Genomic DNA, 20,857 nt, shown 5'->3' on the forward strand with positions numbered 1-20,857 from the left:
TTAACTATGACAGCTTTCACATTCTTCAATGACTTCACTTGATGTTGAACGTACGTAGTAGGTCGTTTTTAACTTTTCTTTCCATGCCGTCATATGAAGATCCAGCAGCTCTTTTGCTCGGATATCATTTTGCACATATAAGTTGAATGAAATGGATTGATCAATATGGCGCTGGCGCTTGGCGTTTTGCTTAATGCTCCAGTGCTGATCAATTAAATAAACGGACTTATAATACCAGTTTGTTGCTGGTGATAAATCTGGTGCCGTCACCGGGATTTTATAGTTTTTCTTTTCCTCTGAATAAAACTTACGGAAAATCGGATCAATACTTGCAGTAGAACCCGCGATAATAGATGTTGATGAATTAGGTGCTACAGCCATTAAGTAGCCATTTCTTATCCCATTGCTTTGAACTTCGTTACGCAGTTCACTCCACGCTTCGCTTGTGTATTTACGTGTTTCAAAATAAGCGCCTGACTCAAAATCTGAGCCTTTAAATAATGGATATGCACCTTTTTCTTTAGCTAAGTTCATGCTTGCCTGTACGGTTAAGTAAGCAATTTGCTCGTACAATTCATCGCAATATGCTACCGCTTCATCTGTTTCCCATGCTATTTTCTTTAAGGCAAGCAGATGGTTCCAACCAAATGTGCCAAGTCCTACTGCGCGGTACTTTTGGTTTGTTAGTTTTGCTTGAAGTACTGGCAAATCATTTAACTCAATAACGTTATCAAGCATGCGTACTTGAATTGGAATTAAACGTTCAAGCACATCTTCAGTTACGGCTCTCGCTAAGTTGATAGAAGAAAGATTACATACAACAAAATCGCCCGGATTCTTTGTAATAATAATTTTTCCGTCTTCTGTAATTTCCTCTGTTACGACCGTTGTGCTTTGATTTTGCGTAATTTCTGTACATAAGTTGCTGCAGTAGATCATGCCCTCGTGGCGGTTTTGATTAGCTCGGTTAACCGTATCACGATAAAACATATAAGGCGTTCCGGTTTCAAGCTGGGAAAGCATAATGCGCTTGAAGATTTCAATAGCAGGTACTGTTTCTCTTGAAAGCTGTTCATTATTTACACACTCAGCGTAACGAGTGCGGAACGAACCGCTGCCTTCTTCTTCATCATAAAAATCTTCTAACGAGTAGCCCATCAGCGTACGAACTTCGTGAGGATCGAATAAGTGCCAGTCTTCACGTGCCTCTACTTTTTCCATAAACAAATCTGGCAAACATACGCCAGTGAATAAATCATGCGTGCGCTGACGTTCGTCACCATTGTTCAAACGCGCGTCTAAGAATGAAAAGATGTCTTTGTGCCATACGTCTAAATATACGGCAATAGCTCCTTGTCGTTGACCTAGCTGATCGACACTTACAGCCGTATTATTTAGCTGTTTCATCCATGGAATTGTTCCTGATGATACGCCTTTAAAACCTTTTATATCACTTCCTCGGCTTCTAATATGACCGAGGTAGACACCAATTCCGCCTCCATTTTTACTAAGCGTGGCCAAATCTGTATTGCTATCATAAATACCACGTAAGCTGTCATCAATCGTATCAATAAAGCAGCTAGATAGCTGTCCGTAGCTCTTTCCTGCGTTTGAAAGTGTTGGTGTGGCAACCGTCATATATAGACTAGAAAGCGCCCAATACGCTTCTTTTACTAATGCTGTTCGATTTTCTTTCTTTTCTTGAGACATCAGCGTCATAGCAATGATAAGAAAACGTTCTTGCGGTAATTCGTATACGCGCTTATCATGTGATGTCGCTAAATAGCGATCTGCTAATGTCAACAATCCAATGTATGTAAATAAACGATCGCGTTCAGGAATAATGACTGAAGCAATTTCATTAATTTCTTCTTCTGTATATGTTTTTAATAGCTGCTTATTATAAATGCCGATTTTTGTTAGTTCTTGAATAAGCTGATAAAACGAACCGTACTTCTCTTTTTTATCGTAACCTCGGTTGTCCGCTGCTTTTCGATATAGTTCGTTTAAGTATACGTCTGCCGCTACGTACGTCCAATCGGGTTCTTCCATTGAAATACGCTCTAAGGCTGCCAAAATTAGGACGTTTGCAACCTTTTCGTCCGTCATATTTTCCTTTACTGTAACAGTTTGAATAACCTTTTCCTCATACAAAGAAAAATCAAGCTGCGTAAATTCTTTTTTTAAACGTTCAATATATGCAGTTAATTCATGTAGAATTGTAGGCTTTAATGTATTCACCATAAATATGGCTCCTCTCTTCACTTCAAAATAAAAAATCGCTCACCGTACCTCGGTGAGCGAATAGAACGAAGATAGAAGAAGACACTAAGTCTTTTCTCAATCCTCGCTCTACCCTCTCACCTCCCGAAGAAGATAAAACGACATAAAAAAGGCAGGTCTCCTGACTTATGCTTCTTTTTACTTTAAGGCCTTCCCATGATGTTTACTCACAGTGGATTTCCTTATTTCATCAGCATTCACAGTTGCGGGGACAGCTTTGGATTTTCACCAAATTCCCTTTTAAGTCTTTTTATCAGACACCTTTTTCACTGGAAAACACAAAATATAGTATTTTATTATGGATTTCAAAACAACATATTGTGTTATGTTATAAACACATTATATAGGACAACTTAGAAAACTATCAACCTATTTTCAAAAATAATTTTGTTTTTTACGATAAAACTCTTCGACTTTTTTCATCAAACTATTCCATCATAACATGTTTTGATACGCTTGATGGAACAATGTGCTCTTTTTAAAAAATTTGTCCTATTTTTCTACTAAACATTGACAACCTCAATAAAAAAACCGTTTTTCATCAAAAAACGGTTTTTAATTATTTGTATTCTTTTTCAAATGCTGTGATTGTTTTGATAAACTTTTTATCAATATCGTATCCTATCCCCGGTTTTCCCTTCACCTTTATTACTCCGGCTTCTACCTCTACTTCGGGCTTAATAATATCTTTTTCCCAATAGCGAGACGACGCAGAAATATCACCTGGTATCGTGAAAGAAGGCAGTGTGGCAAGGGCAATGTTATGAGCTCGTGAAATCCCTGCTTCTAACATTCCTCCAACCCAAAGTTTTACACCATGTTGGGCGCATAAATTATGAATTTGCTTTGCTACGGACATTCCGCCAACTCGCCCGATTTTCACATTGATAATCTTACAGCTTTCTTGTTCGATTGCATGACGTGCATCTTCATAGCTCACAATACTTTCATCTAAGCAAATCGGCGTCTTTATTTGCTTTTGTAACAATCGATGATCAAGGATATCATCAGAACTTAACGGCTGTTCGATCATCATTAAATTCAATTCATCTAGTTTCTTCAATGAATCACTATCGCTTAACGTATAAGCTGAATTGGCATCAGCCATAAGAGGAATGCTTGGAAATTCATCTCGAATTTGTTTCAGTAGCTCATAGTCAGCACCCGGCTTAATTTTCACTTTAAAGCGCTTATAGCCATCTTTCATGTAAGTCTTTATTTGTTCTTTCATTACGGAAATGTCATTTAAGCCAACTACCACTCCAGCTTCTACAGCAGACCTTACTCCGCCAATTACTTCAGATAACGGCTTATTTTGCCGCTTTGCATACAAATCCCATACAGCACAGTCCAAAGCTGCTTTAGCCATGTTATTTCGCTTTAGAGGTTTGAATAGCTTTTGAACATCCTCTGGTTTTTGAAGCTGCTTATGAAGAAGCGAGGGAATTAAAAAATCGTCTAACATATGAAAACACGTCTGAATCGTTTCTTCCGTATACCAAGGAGATGAAAAAGCAACGACTTCTCCCCACCCTGTAAATCCTTGTTCATCTTCTACTTCAAGCAAAATCAATTCTCGATCCTGCACCGTACCATAGCTTGTTGAAAAAGGAGAAAGAAGCTTCATGTCAATTTTATAAAGATGTACTTTTTTTATAATCATCGATTAGCTCCCTTTCTGTATGAACGATGATAGCTTCCGGCGTATGATTTTATTAGAAGCCGTTCGCGGCAGCTCCTCTACTCGAACGAAGTACTTTGGAAGTTTGTACTTTGCTAAAAATTGTTGAATGTGTAAATATAATTCTTCATCTGAAACGTCTTCGTTTACAACAACACATGCAGCTGGCACTTGTCCCCATTTTTCATCAGCTACTCCCGTTACACCGGCCTCTTTAACAGCGGGATGCTTCAACAAAACATTTTCAATTTCAGCTGGATATACATTTTCTCCACCTGAAATAATAAGGTCTGAACGTCTGTCTAACACATATAGAAAGCCTTCTTCATCCACTTTCCCGATATCTCCTGTATAGAACCAGCCTTGTTGAATTGCTTTTTGAGTAGCCTCAGGTTTATTTAGGTATCCTTTTGTAACATTTGGACCTTTAACAATGATTTCTCCTGCTTCGCTGGTCTCATTTCCTTTTTCATCTACAATTTTCATTGCACATGGAAATAATGGTTTACCTGCTGATCCCAGTTTTCGCAAACTGTCTTCAGGTGAAAGCGTAACGAACTGTGAAGATGTTTCTGTCATTCCATACGTTTGATAAACAGGAATTTCTTTATTCACACAAGCCTCTAAAATAGTAAGCGGTGCAGGTCCTCCTCCTAAAAGCATACAGCGAAACGTATTTGGATACTTGCGTTCAGCTAATTCATCAAGCATATTGGACAGCATAGAAGTAACAACCGAAATAATCGTTACCCCTTTGTTTTCAATGGCTTCATTTACTGCTCTTGCTTCAAACCGTTCTTCTAAAATGATTTTCATTCCGTAAAAGACGCTCCGCATTAAAATAGATAAGCCGCTAATATGAAACAAAGGAACCGCTATAAGCCAGCAGTCTTTTTCATTTAATCCTAAATTAAGCGCTGAGCCAACAGAACTCCACCAGTGATTTCCATATGTCTGCAGCACTCCTTTTGGATGACCTGTTGTTCCAGACGTATACATAATGGTGAATGTGTCCTCGAGATTCCACGTTTTTTGAAAACCTGTTTCTGCTTCTGGAGAACTTTTTAAAGCAGGTAAAGTAAGCTGAGTAATGGAACTTTGGAATTCTCTAATTAAAAATGTTTCATCCGCAATAAGCAACGACACGTTTGCATCTGTTAGCTGATAATTAATTTCTTCGTTTGTCAAACGCGTGTTGACGAGCAGCAACCGGGCGCCAATATAAGAAATCGCATGTAAAATCTCGATAAACTCCACTCTATTTTTCATGTATAAAGCAATGGTATCACCTTGCTTTACACCGTTAAACGAAAGCTGCTGTGCTACTTTTTGAACACGTTTATGAAGCTCTTGAAACGTAAGAGACGTTTGCGGTGTTTCTACCGCCACTCGATTTGGCGTCAAATATGCTCTTTGCATAAGCCCATTAGGAATCGTTTGGCTACTCATGAATTTCTCTCCTTTTTATACTGATTAACTAAATTAAATTGAAAAAACAGCCTGATGATAATCACCAAGCTGTTTCAGCTGTTTAAGGGAAACGTGGGAACTGTTGGAAGTCTGGATTGCGTTTTTCCTTAAATGCATCGCGACCTTCTTTTGCCTCATCGGTTGTGTAATAAAGAAGCGTTGCGTCACCCGCAAATTGCTGGATACCAGCTAAGCCATCCGTATCAGCATTAAATGCTGCTTTTAAGAAACGAAGAGCGGTTGGACTTTTTTCTAACATCTCTTCACACCATTGAATTGTTTCAGCTTCAAGCTGTTCTAATGGAACGACCGTGTTTACTAATCCCATGTCTAGTGCTTCTTGAGCGTTGTACTGACGGCATAAGAACCAGATCTCACGCGCTTTCTTATGACCTACGATGCGAGCTAAGTAACCAGAGCCATATCCTGCATCGAAGCTTCCCACTTTAGGACCTGTTTGTCCAAAGACAGCGTTATCCGCTGCAATTGTTAAGTCACATACAACATGAAGAACGTGGCCTCCGCCAATTGCATAGCCTGATACCATCGCAACAACCGGCTTTGGAATTACGCGAATTAAACGCTGTAAATCCAGAACGTTTAGACGTGGAATTTCATCTTCTCCTACATAGCCGCCGTGGCCGCGAACTTTTTGGTCTCCGCCTGAGCAAAATGCTTTATCTCCAGCACCTGCTAATACAATTACTCCAATACTTGCATCGTCACGAGCATAAGCAAATGCATCGATCAATTCCATTACCGTTTTTGGACGGAATGCATTGTGCACTTCCGGACGGTTAATCGTAATTTTAGCGATTCCGTTATATGTTTCGTATAAAATGTCTTCATACTGACGTGCTGATGTCCATTCAACTGTCATCTTTATTTCCTCCTAATTATGTAGTAGCTAAGAACTCACTTACTATTCTACCAAAAATCTCGGGTTGTTCCACGTGAATTGCATGGCCTGTCCCTAAAATAATTCTAGAAGTAGCATTTGGTATTAATGTTTGCATTTCTTTGGAAATTAAACAAAACTTTTGATCTACTTCTCCTGTAATAAGCAAAACCGGCATCAACAGATCGTCCAGCTTCTCCCAAAGGGACGGCTGGACTCCTGTTCCCATTCCTTTCAAACTGTTGGAAAGGCCGATTTCTGTATGTGAAAGTCTTTCTTTACGCACCGCTTCTTGAACATGGCTAGGCAATTGCTTTTGAGAACTAAAAAGAGGAATTCCCTCCCAAAAGTTCACAAATTCTTCAATTCCATTTTTCATAATGCGGCTCGCCAGCTGTTCATCTTTTTCTTTTCTTAGCTTTTGTTCTTCTCGCGTTTTTAAACCAGGCGATGCGCTTTCTAATACCAACTTTTTCACATGGTGTGGATATCGCTGGGCAAATGAAAGAGCAAGCCTTCCTCCCATCGAATATCCAATTACATTCACCTGTGATAAAGATAGCTGTTGAAGAAGCTCATGCAGTGCTTCAACAACTGCTTCCATTGAATATGGTTTGATTTCTTTGGGAGCTGCTGATTGGCCATGACCAATAATATCAACAGCAATTACCTGATAGTCTTTAGCGAATTTCTTCATAAAGGTACGCCAAGTTTGAGAAGAGCCGGTAAAGCCGTGAAGCAGAAGCAGCGGCTCTCCTTTTCCCTCGGTGTGCACATAGTAAGATACACCACCTAATTGATACATCATTGCCTATTCCTCACCGTTTGACAAATTTATTTCCTCGGAAACAAGTTTCCACAAACTGCGATGAGTCTCTACATTTTCTGTACGAGTTGTACGAATCTCTACAACATGCAAACCGCCTTTTGTGAAAGCATGGTTCATTGCATGTCGAAATTCTTCCCAGCTGCTTGCTGAAGAAAATGTGCCATCATACAGACGAGTGGCATGCTCAAAGTTTAATCCAGTTGGCGTACCGAATAGAAATTCAAAGTGCTTTTCTTGTTTTGACTGCGGTAAAAATGAAAAAATTCCTCCGCCGTCATTGTTAACTAGCACAACGGTTAAATTTAAATTATGCATTTTAGCTGCCAGCAGACCATTTAAATCGTGATAAAACGATAAGTCACCAATAAATAAAACGGTGTGATCGTAAGCCGTGCTTACGCCTAGAGCAGACGAAACTACACCATCAATTCCATTTGCACCCCGATTTACAAAGAGTGGAATATCTTTTTCCGTATTTAAGAAGAAAGAATCAATATCTCGAACAGGCATTGAATTTCCAGCAAATAAAGCCGTGCCTTCAGGTACTACATCAACAATTTCTTGAACTACTTGTCCTTCGAACCATTCTTGGCCGGAAGTTAATGTTCTCAGAGCCTGTGCAGTTTGAGCATTAATCTTTTTCCACAGACTCAGCCATGAAGTAGACTCCTCTTGATTCGCTGAAAGACGCTTGATCAGTTCTTCACAAAATAATGTCTCATCAGCTTCAATCATCACTGTCGAACGTAAAGTAGGGTCTCTCCAGCCTTTACCTTGGTCAACTACAAACATTTCTGTCGGCTCGTGAGCTTTCAAAAATTGCAATAGCGGTTTCGATACCGGCATCGCGCCAAAACGAATGACAACTTCCGGATAAAAACGCTCATCAACCTTATCACTTTTTAAAAATGTATCATATGTCTCTATTACATTTTCTTTTGAATGCTTGCCGCTTCTTAATTGTGATAACGGATCTGCGATCACTGGAAAGCTTAAAGATTCAGCTAAACGGCATACGCTGTCTGCTGCTTTTAAAGACATTTGATCTCCGCATATAATAAGTCCTTTTGTTGTTCCCTCTAAGCGCTTCGCAATTTCTTCGAAACCTTTTTCAGATAGAGATGCTTCTCCATGAATAGCAGACACATATGATTTACCGCGTTTCCCTTGACTCCATAAATCTTCAATAGATAAATCTGGTACAATCGGTTCACGTAAAGGTACGTTAATGTGTACAGGACCGCTCGGTATAGCTTGAGCTGTATGAACAGCCCTTGAAGCTACTGTTCGAATATAACGATTCATATCTGCACTTTCTTCTGGTAAAGCTGTATCTACAAACCACTTCGCATATTGACCGAAAAGATGATTCTGATTAATGGCCTGCGGGGCACCTATATCCCTTAACTCATGCGGCCGATCCGCTGTGATAACTACTAAAGGAATGCGTGAATAGTGAGCTTCAATTACTGCAGGATAATAATTCGCTGCAGCTGTTCCAGATGTACATACAAGCGCCACTGGTTTTTTCTTTGCTTTTGCTATTCCTAGAGCAAAAAAGCCGGCGGAACGCTCATCAATATTTAAGTGCACATGAATATCAGGGTGCTCAGCCATAAGCATCGCAATAGGCGTTGAACGTGACCCTGGACTGACCACTACTTCTTCAACATTTGCTTCTACTAATTCATCCACGAATGACGCAATATACGTTGTTAATGATTTAATGTGTTCCACGCATAATCCCTCCTAAAGCTGAAAGCATCGGGTTGAATTTAATTCTTGTTTCTTCATATTCACTTTCAGGCGTAGAATCTGCTACAATTCCACAGCCCGCAAATAAAACGGCTTCTTGCTGCTGAATAACAGCGGAGCGGATTCCTACTATAAATTCACCGTTTCCGTTGATATCCATCCATCCTAAAGGAGCTGCATACCACCCTCGGTCAAAGGATTCTAGCTGTCGAATAATAGGCAAGGCCTCCTGTTGAGGATATCCTCCTAGCGCTGGTGTTGGATGGAGCTTTTGAATAAATGAAAATAGCGTTACATCTTCCTTTATACGCCCTTTAACAGGTGTATACAAATGTTGAATATGCTTTGTTTTATATAAACTTGGCGTACTTGGAATTTCTACTTCATAACAATAAGAATTCATCGCTTCTTTAATCATATGAACAACAACATCGTGTTCAATTAAGTTCTTGGGATCTTGAAGCAATTCCTCACCTAGTTCGTGATCTTCCTGCCTTGTCTTTCCTCTTGGAATCGAACCCGCTAAACATGTGGAAAACACATAATCTCCTTGTTTTTGCACTAGCCTTTCTGGGGAAGCGCCGATAAAATGCTGATGCTCTCCCTCTAAAATATATGTGTAGCTAGTTGGCTGTTCCTTTAACAGACGCTGAAGCACGTATTCAGTAGAAATATCTTCATTAAATTTTACTTTTAATTGACGAGCAAGAACTACTTTCTCTATAGCCTGTTGCTTAATTAAAGTAGTAGCTCTTTCAATATTTCCTTTAAATTTCTCTACCCCAATTTCCTCTTTTTCCAACAGCAAAGGTGAAATATGGGATTCCCCGTCGTACTCTTCACAAAGAACAAGTTTTTGGACCTCTTCGAAATAATTGATGTGCTTTTTAACAGAATCTTGTCCTTTAACCATCATATTAACGGTAAGGTATCCTTCTTTGTCTGCCTGAGTATATAACACAGTTGGAATCATAAATTTTGAACTCGGGAAATCACTCCAATAGTTTTCTCGATACTGATTTGGGTCAAATGAAAATCCTCCAAATAAAAGAGGACCTGTCCCATCAGGGGAAATTTGGTTATTTTTATAAAAGTCTTCTTTTATAAAGCGCTTCCATTCATTTTCAATGTGGAAATAACGTTCTTTTGCCGCATTAGTGCAAATAGTATGCGCATATCCTAATCCAACAAATGTATAATAACTGTTGGGATCTTTCCAAAAAAAGCGTTCTTTATAAAACTGGTCATGTCCGTTCGCATAAAAAATAAGGGGGTCAATAGGTCTTACTTTTTTCACTAAACTGACCAATTTTGGCTGATTTTCATTTTTTGCACACTCAATCGCATCTTTAATGTATTCTTGTACTAACTGTTCGGTCGTTGCAATCACACTACGTCCCCCCGTTCATCTTTTTTTCTTAAGTCTGTAACTAACTTATTATAAACTTTCAGTTCAAAAAAATCTAGCATCGCGATTCACGAGAAAAAATTAATTTCGCTTGTCTAAATTATGCCTTTTCATTAAATGAATCAAAAATCTTTATGATCTATTCAGTACTCTTTAGACCTCGAGAACGTTATTTTTATCATACCCTTTTCTATAACCTTTAACTTTCTTTAATTTTCCACTCCTTTTCTCTCTTAGCTTCATGAATATCCCAAATACTCCTAATATGAATCGTGTTTTTTTGAATTTTTAACACATACTACAAAAGCACAATAAATTTTTAAGGGGGAGCTTCATGACACTTTCAAAACAAAAAATCAGTCAGTTAAAACAAAATTTACAGCAGCAGCAGGCTGATATTCAATCGCACTTTGATCAAAATGATCATTTTGGTCTAACTCGAAGCGACGCTCACGATGCTGTAGGAGAACTTTCAAGCTACGATAACCACCCTGGTGACACAGCCACGGAAACATACGAGCGTGAAAAAGACCTTGCACTAAATGAACATGCAAAACAAGAGCTACATGAAATAGAAGAAGCACTTCAGGCAATCGCTCACAGCACGTATGGAACGTGCAAAGTATGTGGAGAAGATATCTCGTTTGAAAGACTTCAGGCTGTACCAACTACTTTATACTGTAGAGAACATAGCCCATCACAGGATATTCCAAAGCACAGACCTGTAGAAGAAAATGTTCTCCATCACCCATTTGGTCAATACGACTATGACGATACCGAAACAACAGGATATGACGCAGAAGATTCTTGGCAAGACGTTGCGCGTTACGGGACGTCTGAATCTCCTTCTGATTTTATAGAAGATACGTCTAACTATAGTGAAACCTATATTGAGGCAGATGAAGCTATTGGGTACGTTGAAGATTATGAAAACTTTGCCGCTACCGATTTATATGGACAGCCTCTTCCTATTTACCCTTCAAAAGAGCATGAGCGATATGAAAATGCACTGGATGAAGAAGGTACGATGACCATATTTGGAGATTTACCAGCCTATGAGAAAGATCCATACACTGAAAAGGAGTAGTTCTTCATACTACTCTTTTTCTATTTTTAGTAGGAGCTATAGGAGATGACATCGAATGAATAGGAGATTAGAATTAATAATGAGGTGAAAATGATGAATGCACATGAAATTGATTATAAATTGTATGGAGATGACATGCAGTTTGTTGAAATTGAATTAGATCCTTCAGAAAGTGTTATAGCAGAAGCTGGAGGAATGATGATGATGGAAGATGATATTGAGATGGAAACCATTTTTGGTGACGGTTCTTCTTCCAACAGCAGCGGGCTGTTTAATAAACTCAAAGGAGCTGGGAAACGCGTATTAACTGGTGAAAGTTTATTTATGACGGTATATACAAATAACGGATATCACAAACGAAAAGTATCTTTCGCTTCACCTTTTCCAGGCAAGATTATTCCTGTCGATTTAGAGCAGCTCGATCATAAAATCATTTGTCAAAAGAGCTCCTTTTTATGCGCTGCCAAAGGCGTATCCGTTGGCATTGATTTTCAAAAAAAACTAGGAACGGGCTTCTTTGGCGGTGAAGGTTTTATTATGCAAAAGCTAGAAGGTAATGGCTTGGCATTTTTGCATGCAGGCGGAACCATTCATAAAAGACAGCTGCAGCCGGGTGAACGCCTTCGTGTGGATACTGGATGTTTAGTAGCCATGACCCGTGATGTAAACTACAACATCGAATATGTAGGGAAAATTAAAACAGCTCTGTTTGGAGGGGAAGGCATGTTTTTTGCTACTCTGTCAGGACCGGGAACAGTTTGGATTCAATCTCTTCCTTTTAGCAGACTAGCCGATCGTGTTTTATCAAGTGCAGTTTCCCCAACGGGAGGTAAAGGTGAAGGCAGTATCCTTGGTTCTTTAGGTGATTTCTTAAACGGTGACAACAGATAAAATAAAAAAGGTGTAGTCTTTGACTACACCTTTTCTATTTATTGATTTAATAAATTTTTAGTGGAATGAATTCCCCAAATATCAGATGCATATTCCTCAATCGTTCGATCACTAGAAAAAAAGCCGGAGTGTGCAATGTTCGTCGCACTCATTTGAAGCCATTTATTTTCATTTCTATAAGCTTCGTTTACTTTTTGCTGTGCCGTAACGTATGAGTCAAAGTCACGGAGTACATAGTATTCATCATTTTGCATTAATAATGAATCATATATAGGCTCGAATAAGTCATATGTGTCAGGCAGGAAGCCGTTGGTAAGCTGCTCGAGCACTTGTCGAATCCGCTTATCATGATGGTAGTAATCATAGGCACGGTATCCTCCATTTTGCTGATAGCTCAACACTTCTTCGGCTTTTAATCCAAAAATAAAGACATTATCTTTTCCTACTGCCTCGCTAATTTCGACGTTCGCTCCGTCCATCGTGCCAAGAGTTAACGCTCCGTTCATCATGAATTTCATATTTCCCGTTCCCGAAGCTTCTTTGCTGGCGGTTGAAATCTGTTCACTGACATCCGCTGCAGGAAAGATATACTCAGCAAGTGACACACGATAGTTTTCTAAAAAAACGACTTTTAAAAACGGTGATGTTTGTGGATCATTATTGACAACATCAGCTACAGAGTTAATTAGCTTGATGACTTTTTTTGCATAATAATAGCCGGGAGAAGCTTTCGCACCAAAAATAAATGTACGAGGAACGATTTGAAAATTAGGGTCTTCTTTTAATCGATTGTACAAATACATAATGTGCAGCACATTTAAAAGCTGCCTTTTGTAAGCATGAAGCCTTTTAACCTGTACATCAAAAATAGAATTAGAATCTATTTTAATTCCCGTTTGCTCTTGAATAATATCCGCAAGCAGCTTTTTACGCTGTTGTTTTACTATTTTTAGTCCTTGTAAAAAACTTGGATCTTCCACGTACTCTTGGAGCTTTATAAGAGAATGCGGCTGTTTAATCCATTTATCTCCTATCACCTCGGTAATAAGGGAGGAAAGCTGTGGGTTAGCTTTTAACAACCAGCGCCGGTGGGTAATTCCGTTCGTTTTATTGTTAAATTTAGCAGGATAAAACTGATAAAAATCTTTCATTTCTCGTTCTTTTAAAATATCAGTATGAATCTTTGCCACACCGTTTACTTTATAACTTCCCACAATTGCTAAATGAGCCATCTTTACTAACCCGTGCGCTAAAATAGCCATATTTTCAATCCGCTGCCAGTCCCCTGGATATGATTCCCATAATTCTTTACAAAAGCGCTCATTAATTTCTTCAATAATCATATACACGCGTGGAAGCAAGGGTTGAAATAAATCAATCGGCCATTTCTCAAGGGCTTCAGAAAGAGTCGTATGATTTGTGTATGATATGGTATTGGACGTAATATGCCATGCATCTTCCCATTCCATTTTTTCTTCATCCAGTAAAATTCTCATTAGCTCAGGAATCGCAAGTACAGGATGAGTATCGTTAATATGAATGGCTACTTTTTCGTGAAAGTTTGTAAGTGTTTGATAGGTATTTCGATGTGCTCTGATAATACTTTGTAAGCTAGCTGATACAAGAAAATATTGCTGTTTCAATCTTAATATTTTACCATCTTCATGTGTATCATCTGGATATAAAAATTCTGATACAGCCTCTGTTTGACGCTTATACTCCATCACATCTTTATGTACTGGAAATGATGAAGGCTCCGCATTCCAAAGGCGAAGTGTATTCACTGTATCTGTTTTATACCCGATAACCGGGATGTCATAAGGAACAGCAGAGACGGGTTCTCCTTTTACATGACGAAAAGAGAATTTTTCGTCTTCCTGTACCATTTCAACTTCGCCCCAAAAGTTCACTTCTATGGCTTGATCTAATTTACGTACTTCCCATGAGTTCCCATGCCTTAACCACTGTTCTGGGAGCTCAATTTGAAAGCCGTTTACAATCTTTTGATCAAACAAACCGTGTTTATAGCGAATCCCATAACCGTGGCCAGGAAGATTAAGTGAAGCAAGAGAATCTAAAAAACAAGCAGCAAGCCTGCCTAATCCGCCGTTTCCTAATCCTGCGTCTACTTCTATCTCTTCAATATTTTCAAGTGAAATATTCAGATCACTTAATCCTTCTTTTACAACTTCCCGAATTCCTAAGTTCAACAGATTTTGACCCAATAGTCTGCCTAGTAAAAATTCGATAGAAAGATAATACACTTGCTTTGTATGTGAAGACCTATGAATTTCATTGGTTGAAATCCAATCGCTGCTAATATACTCTCGCACCATATTTCCTAATGTATGATAGTGATCTTGAACAGTAGATTCTTTAAAGCTCTTTCCATATGTCATTTCCAGCTTTTTCAAAAAAGCCTCTTGAAAGCTTTTTTTATCAGAGAACAATCTGCTCACCCTTTCACGATGGAGTAGATGTCAAATTTGAATACAATTGATTATATTTAAATGCCGATTGCCCCCAGCTATAATCCTGACTCATAGCATCCATCATTAATTTTTTCCATACATCTTTCTGGTGATAAAATGAAACAGCTCTTTCTAACGTATGAAGCATGTCATGAGCATTATAATTCTTAAAAGAGAAGCCATTTCCCTCTCCGCTATATTCATTATAAGCTTTGACCGTGTCATTCAGGCCGCCCGTTTCACGCACGACTGGAATGGTTCCATATTTTAAGGCTATTAATTGTCCGAGTCCGCAAGGCTCAAAACGGGAAGGCATTAAAAATAAATCCGTACCGGCATAGACTTTATGAGCAAGTTCCTCATTAAAACCAATAATAGCTTTTACTTGTTGCGGGTACGTATCTTCCATCTCACGGAAAAACTGCTCAAACTCGTATTCTCCAGTTCCTAAAATAACAATTTGGGCTCCTAAGTTAACCGTCTCATGGAAAACGTGCTTAACTAAATCCAATCCCTTCTGCTGAGTTAACCTTGTAACCATCGAAATAATTGGAACATCCTTATTTTCTTCTAATTCAAGATAGCGCTGGAGCTCTTTTTTATTTTTATATTTCCCTTCAATCTTTTCTACCGAATAAGGATAAGATATAAGCTGATCTGCGTTTGGGCTATAAGCTTCTTCATCGATTCCATTTACAATCCCAATTAAATCTTGATTTCGCTGACGCAATAATCCATCTAAACTTTCTCCGTAATATGGCATTTGAATTTCATCTCGATATGTAGGACTTACCGTGGTAATTTTATCAGCTGATACAAGCGCAGCTTTCATAAAATTAATATTCCCATAAAACTCGAGCTGGCTTGTAGTAAAATAATATTCATTTAAATTTAATAACTCATATAAATTGCTCTTAGGGAAGATTCCTTGGAATTGTAAGTTATGAATCGTAAAGACCGTCTGAATATGATCATACATATCATAATTAGCACGAAGTAAAAATGGAATCATAGCCGTATGCCAGTCGTGACAATGAATAATATCAGGCTCATTCTCTAAAAATGGGATAGCTTCAAGCACAGCTCTGCTGAAAAAAGCAAATCGTTCAGCGTCATCGTAGTGTCCATATAAGCTATCTCTTTTAAAATAATATTCATTATCAATGAAAATATATTTAACGCCATCCATCGTTAACGATTCAATTCCGCAGTACTGTCTTCTCCACCCAACCTGCACATGAATAACTTTTTCAAGCACCATTTCATCTTGATAATGTTGAGGAATCGTTCCGTACTTTGGCATGACTACACATACGTTCGTTCCTAACTTTTTTAATTCTTTAGGCAGGGCACCGGCTACGTCTGCTAATCCTCCTGTTTTAATAAAAGGTACACATTCTGATACAGCAAATAATACATTCACGACTTCATCAACGCTCCTTGAGTTGTTCCTTTAGCAATGACTCTAGGTAATCCTGACTCACCTAGCAACGTTTCATTACTTCCTATTTTCACATCTTTGTCTAAAACAACATTTTCTAATACACTATTTTCTAAAATAACGCCTTTTTGCATCACAATGCTATTCTTAACGACCGTACCTTTTCCAATTTTAACGCCTCGGAAGATAATACTATTTTCCACATGCCCTTCAATCACGCACCCGTTTGCGATCATTGAATTTTTCACAACCGCTTTTTTTGCGTAACGAGTAGGCGGTTCATCTTTTACTTTAGTGAAAACAGGACGTTCGTTAATAAATAGCTGCTTCCAAACATCTGGAGATAAAATTTCCATACTTGTTTTATAGTAGGCATCTAAGCTAGAAATCTCAGCCGTATATCCATGGTGCTCATACTTTTCTACACGATGAGATTGTGCCATATATCGAACCATTTCTTTAATCGTATAAAAATCATGGGATTCATTTTGCAAAATATTAACTAGAATAGATTTATTAATAATATACATATTAAGCGATTTATCACCCTGCTTCATTTCAGTAATATCTGCATTTGAAGCAATATGACGTTGCAACACGTGCTCAAAGTCAACTGTACATATCGTATAACTATTCGCAATTAATACGTATTCCTGCTTACTTCTTAAGAAATAATCAATATGATAACGGAACTGCGTGAATAGTGATGGACTTTCTAAGTGTAAATCACTTGTCATAGGAGGGAAGATAAACAATCCATCTCGCTTCCGATCCAAATCCCACTCTTTTCCTGAACCTATATGATCCATCAATGCGCGATAGCGATCACGGGGAAAAATGGCAACGCTCGAAATTCCAGAGTTCACCATATTAGAAAGCGTAAAATCGATTAATCGATAGCGTCCTGCAAAAGGAATGGCAGCAATCGATCTATAAAAGGTTAAAGGCTGCAGCGCTGTTGTGTTTGTACAAGCATCAATAATACCAAGCATTTGATTATTCAATGTCGTTCATCCTCTCTGTTCGTTAAATGCATTTAGCAACTGATTCAATCAATTCTTGAGTAACAAGAATTACTTCTTCGCTTCCTTTGGTCGGTCGAATAATAGTACCGTCTGGAACTTCAATATCCGATGGGACAATAGCGTTTTCAATATATACGTTAGAACCTATCTTTGCAGTAGGCATGACAACCGTTTTCTTGACTTCAGAACCTGAGCCGATTTGTACACCTGGAAATAACACGGACTGCTCTACGTTTCCTTCAACAACGCACCCTTCATTTACTAATGACTCCACCACGCAGGCGTTTGGCGCGATATATTGAGGAGGCTGATTAGGGTTAACAGAGTATACTTTCCATGAAGAGTCAAATAAATTAAGCTCGTCTTTATCACATAACAAATCCATATTCGCTTCCCACAAGCTTTTTACAGTTCCTACATCTTTCCAATAACCTTGGAATGGGTATGCAATTAGCTTTTTCTTTTCGTCTAGTAAAAGCGGAATAACATCTTTACCAAAATCATGGCTTGAATATGGATTGCGTGCATCCATTTCTAAATATTCTTTTAAAATACTCCATTTAAAAATATAAATCCCCATGGAAGCTAGATTGTTTTTAGGACGCTGAGGCTTTTCATCGAACTCCATTACGTCTAGGTCACTATTTGTATTTAAAATACCAAAACGGCTCGCTTCCTCCCAAGGTACTTCAATAACAGAAATCGTTACGTCTGCTTCTTTGTTTATATGATAATCAAGCATATTTTCATAGTTCATTTTATAAATGTGATCACCTGATAGAATCAGTACGTACTCAGGATCATACTGTGTTAAATAGTTTAAATTTTCATAAATAGCACTAGCCGTCCCTTTATACCACTTTACTCCATCTGACTCCGCGTATGGAGGCAATACCGTAACGCCACCATTCCGTCGATCCAAGTCCCAAGCGCTTCCAATTCCAATGTATGAATTGAGAACTAGCGGTTGGTATTGTGTTAACACACCTACTGTTTCAATACCTGAATTTGTACAATTACTTAAAGCAAAATCAATAATTCGATACTTACCACCAAATGGTACAGCTGGCTTTGCTAGATTTTTTGTAAGTGAACTTAGCCGACTACCTTTTCCTCCTGCCAATAACATCGCTACGCATTTCTTTTTTAACATGTTGTTTTCTCTCCCCTCGTTTTCTCTTTGCTCGTAGTATACTAATGCCAAACGGCGGAATATTCATTTCAATGCAAAAAGGTTGGCCGTGAAACGATTCATCCACTGATTTTAATGCCTTTTTATTTACAATACCTGAACCGCCGTACACTTCGTCATCACTGTTAATAACTTCAATGTACTCTGTCTCAACTGGAACTCCAACTTTGTAAGAATGATATGGATGCTCAGAAAAATTGCTAACAACTATAAAAATCTCCTGATTTTCTTTCGACTTACGAATAAAAGAGAAAATTTGTTGATGATGGTTGTTAACATCAATCCATTCAAATCCATCTGGATTATGGTCTAATTCATATAAAGGCTTGCTTCTCTTATAAATCTTGATGAGATCCTTCATATATCCGTTAAGATTGCGATGCATATCAAAATCATAAAGCATCCAATCCAACTCCTCTAAATCTTTCCACTCATCAAATTGGCCAAACTCTCCGCCCATAAATAAAAGCTTTTTCCCAGGGTGTGCAAAGAAATATCCATATAGCAGTCGAAGCTGTGCAAACTTGCGCCAGTAATCACCTGGCATTTTATTAAGTAATGATTTTTTCCCATGTACGACTTCATCATGAGAAAGCGGCAAAATAAAGTTTTCGTTAAACGCATACATTAGTGAAAAGGTCATTTTATCGTGAAGATAGGGACGTCTTTCCACGCCAGCTTCCATGTATGTTAAAACGTCATTCATCCATCCCATGTTCCACTTATAATTAAAGCCTAAACCACCCTCATACGTAGGTGCTGTAACAAGCGGCCAGTCCGTTGAATCTTCTGCCATCATTAATATCGTTTCATCAGATTCAAAAACAGCTTCATTCAACTTTTTCAAAAAGCTGACAGCTCCATCATTCACTGCTTTTCCAGAAGAATTTTGCCAATAAAGCATATTGGCTACAGCATCTACTCTAAATCCATCTATATGGAAGTACTCCAACCAAAACAAAGCGTTCGAAATCAGAAAACTTTGGACTTCAGGCTTTCCTAAATCGAAATTAGCTGTTCCCCAAACGTAATTTTCACGATCGGGCTCTTGTTTGTATTCATAAGTAGGTTCTCCATCGAACATATACAGACCATGTTCATCCTTACAAAAATGCCCGGGTACCCAGTCTAAAAGAACCCCTATATTATTTTGATGACACTCATCTATAAAGTTCATCAACTCTTTAGGTGTACCGTATCGACTGGTAGCAGAATAGTATCCAATTCCTTGATATCCCCAGGATCGGTCGAGCGGATGCTCAATGACTGGTAATAACTCAATATGTGTAAAACCTTGTTCAGCAATATAAGGAATAAGCTCCTGTGCTAATTCACTATATGTATAAAGGCTGCCATCTTCATGAGTCCTCCAAGACCCTGCATGCAGCTCGTAAATACACAGTGGTCTTTCATATATATTTTGCTGTTTTTTCTTTCTACGCCAATATTGATCGTTCCATTTGTACCCATCTAATGAGTAAACAATAGACGCAGTGTTCGGACGCACTTCACTGAAGAAAGCGTATGGATCTGCTTTTAATTTTTTTTGATTGCTTTGTGTGATGATTTCATATTTATAAATAGTCCCTTGTTCTAACTCAGGGATAAATGTCATCCAAATACCTTGTTCATTAACTTTAACCATTGAATGTTGAAAACCGTTCCATTTATTAAAATCACCTACAACGCTTACACTCTTTGCATGAGGTGCCCACACGCAAAATCGTACGCCTTCAATTCCTTCTACCGTTACCTGATGCGCACCGAAAATAGAGTAACTGCGAAATAAGTTTCCTTCGTGATACAAATGAACATCAAATTCAGTAGGCTGAACCGCTAGATTCACTTTTGCCACCCCTTTAACTTCAAACATAATATACGCACATAATATACGCTTCTTACCACTCATTCCCTTTTACAGTAAAAACATAAACCTTTTCTACAAATATAATAGAATAAATGTTCTTTTAAATTGCTCTTTATCCCATACTCTTCATACTTTATTACTTTATGAATAATTCCATATGACATAGGGAAAATCCTGCTTAAAACTTACTTTTTATTCTGAAAATTCATGGTAATTATTCCTAACTATTATTTCTGTTTACTTAATCTTTAAAAAAGCGCAAATAAAAAAGGTTTGCATATATGCAAACCTTTTTGAGATGACCCGTACGGGATTCGAACCCGTGTTACCGCCGTGAAAGGGCGGTGTCTTAACCGCTTGACCAACGGGCCATATTTGAATTTAAAACGACTGGCGGAGAAGGAGGGATTTGAACCCTCGCGCCGCTTACACGACCTACACCCTTAGCAGGGGCGCCTCTTCAGCCACTTGAGTACTTCTCCGTATGGCTCCACAGGTAGGACTCGAACCTACGACCGATCGGTTAACAGCCGATAGCTCTACCACTGAGCTACTGTGG

The 20,857-nt window shown here is 38.4% G+C and carries 14 protein-coding genes, 2 tRNA genes and 1 riboswitch; of the genes, 2 read left to right on the forward strand and 14 right to left on the reverse strand.

What is annotated here, in order from left to right:
* The 7 genes from ACFX4R_RS16180 to ACFX4R_RS16210 all read right to left on the reverse strand — a co-directional run bounded on the left by ACFX4R_RS16180 (position 1) and on the right by ACFX4R_RS16210 (position 10,306).
* A complete protein-coding gene (locus tag ACFX4R_RS16180) occupies positions 1-2,244 on the reverse strand; it encodes a ribonucleoside-diphosphate reductase subunit alpha (protein WP_016765778.1) in 2,244 nt (747 codons plus the stop codon).
* A 133-nt stretch (positions 2,245-2,377) separates the two neighbouring features.
* Positions 2,378-2,563: riboswitch (cobalamin riboswitch) on the reverse strand.
* Between the two features lie 279 nt (positions 2,564-2,842).
* Positions 2,843-3,946 (reverse strand): o-succinylbenzoate synthase, encoded by a 1,104-nt coding sequence (gene menC, locus ACFX4R_RS16185; RefSeq protein ID WP_165575751.1) that lies wholly within the window; start codon positions 3,944-3,946, stop codon positions 2,843-2,845.
* A gap of 3 nt (positions 3,947-3,949) precedes the next feature.
* Positions 3,950-5,413: an o-succinylbenzoate--CoA ligase gene (locus ACFX4R_RS16190; RefSeq protein WP_377569935.1), complete on the reverse strand. Its 1,464-nt coding sequence runs from the start codon at positions 5,411-5,413 to the stop codon at positions 3,950-3,952.
* Between the two features lie 82 nt (positions 5,414-5,495).
* Entirely contained in the window at positions 5,496-6,314 is an 819-nt protein-coding gene (gene menB / locus ACFX4R_RS16195; protein WP_013059564.1) for a 1,4-dihydroxy-2-naphthoyl-CoA synthase, read from the reverse strand.
* Between the two features lie 16 nt (positions 6,315-6,330).
* Positions 6,331-7,140 carry a 2-succinyl-6-hydroxy-2,4-cyclohexadiene-1-carboxylate synthase gene (gene menH, locus ACFX4R_RS16200; RefSeq protein ID WP_162215050.1) on the reverse strand — a complete coding sequence of 270 codons (810 nt, stop codon included), beginning with the start codon at positions 7,138-7,140 and terminating at the stop codon, positions 6,331-6,333.
* Positions 7,141-7,143: 3 nt separating this feature from the next.
* Positions 7,144-8,898, reverse strand: coding sequence for a 2-succinyl-5-enolpyruvyl-6-hydroxy-3-cyclohexene-1-carboxylic-acid synthase (menD, locus tag ACFX4R_RS16205; protein WP_097824720.1), 1,755 nt, complete (start codon positions 8,896-8,898; stop codon positions 7,144-7,146).
* A complete protein-coding gene (locus ACFX4R_RS16210) occupies positions 8,885-10,306 on the reverse strand; it encodes an isochorismate synthase (RefSeq protein ID WP_230182999.1) in 1,422 nt (473 codons plus the stop codon). The genes menD and ACFX4R_RS16210 overlap by 14 nt, the downstream gene beginning before the upstream one ends.
* A gap of 352 nt (positions 10,307-10,658) precedes the next feature.
* Between ACFX4R_RS16210 and ACFX4R_RS16215 the strand changes: the two genes are divergently transcribed.
* Positions 10,659-11,411: a TraR/DksA C4-type zinc finger protein gene (locus ACFX4R_RS16215; RefSeq protein ID WP_162215052.1), complete on the forward strand. Its 753-nt coding sequence runs from the start codon at positions 10,659-10,661 to the stop codon at positions 11,409-11,411.
* A 93-nt stretch (positions 11,412-11,504) separates the two neighbouring features.
* On the forward strand, positions 11,505-12,302 hold the full coding sequence (locus tag ACFX4R_RS16220) for a TIGR00266 family protein (protein WP_013059569.1): 798 nt from the start codon (positions 11,505-11,507) through the stop codon (positions 12,300-12,302).
* A 38-nt stretch (positions 12,303-12,340) separates the two neighbouring features.
* On the opposite strand, the gene ACFX4R_RS16225 is transcribed toward ACFX4R_RS16220, so the two are convergent.
* From ACFX4R_RS16225 to ACFX4R_RS16255, 7 genes are all read right to left on the reverse strand, one after another.
* Positions 12,341-14,752, reverse strand: a complete 2,412-nt coding sequence (locus ACFX4R_RS16225) for a glycogen/starch/alpha-glucan phosphorylase (protein ID WP_377569937.1) — start codon at positions 14,750-14,752, stop codon at positions 12,341-12,343.
* Between the two features lie 13 nt (positions 14,753-14,765).
* A complete protein-coding gene (glgA, locus tag ACFX4R_RS16230; RefSeq protein ID WP_043975855.1) occupies positions 14,766-16,196 on the reverse strand; it encodes a glycogen synthase GlgA in 1,431 nt (476 codons plus the stop codon).
* The gene (locus ACFX4R_RS16235; RefSeq protein WP_025750736.1) at positions 16,193-17,218 is read right to left on the reverse strand and encodes a glucose-1-phosphate adenylyltransferase family protein; all 1,026 of its coding nucleotides are present in this window, start codon (positions 17,216-17,218) and stop codon (positions 16,193-16,195) included. Before ACFX4R_RS16235 ends, glgA begins: the two co-directional genes overlap by 4 nt.
* Before the next feature lie 22 nt (positions 17,219-17,240).
* On the reverse strand, positions 17,241-18,392 hold the full coding sequence (locus ACFX4R_RS16240; protein ID WP_016765788.1) for a glucose-1-phosphate adenylyltransferase: 1,152 nt from the start codon (positions 18,390-18,392) through the stop codon (positions 17,241-17,243).
* Positions 18,343-20,304 (reverse strand): 1,4-alpha-glucan branching protein GlgB, encoded by a 1,962-nt coding sequence (gene glgB, locus ACFX4R_RS16245; RefSeq protein ID WP_043975848.1) that lies wholly within the window; start codon positions 20,302-20,304, stop codon positions 18,343-18,345. Before glgB ends, ACFX4R_RS16240 begins: the two co-directional genes overlap by 50 nt.
* A 293-nt stretch (positions 20,305-20,597) precedes the next feature.
* A tRNA-Glu gene (locus tag ACFX4R_RS16250) sits at positions 20,598-20,669 on the reverse strand.
* 20 nt (positions 20,670-20,689) lie between these two features.
* Positions 20,690-20,780, reverse strand: a tRNA-Ser gene (locus tag ACFX4R_RS16255).
* Between the last annotated feature and the right edge of the window lie 77 nt (positions 20,781-20,857).

Origin of the sequence: Priestia sp. YIM B13490, from assembly GCF_042787735.1 — a bacterium.
GTDB classification, from domain to species: domain Bacteria; phylum Bacillota; class Bacilli; order Bacillales; family Bacillaceae_H; genus Priestia; species Priestia megaterium.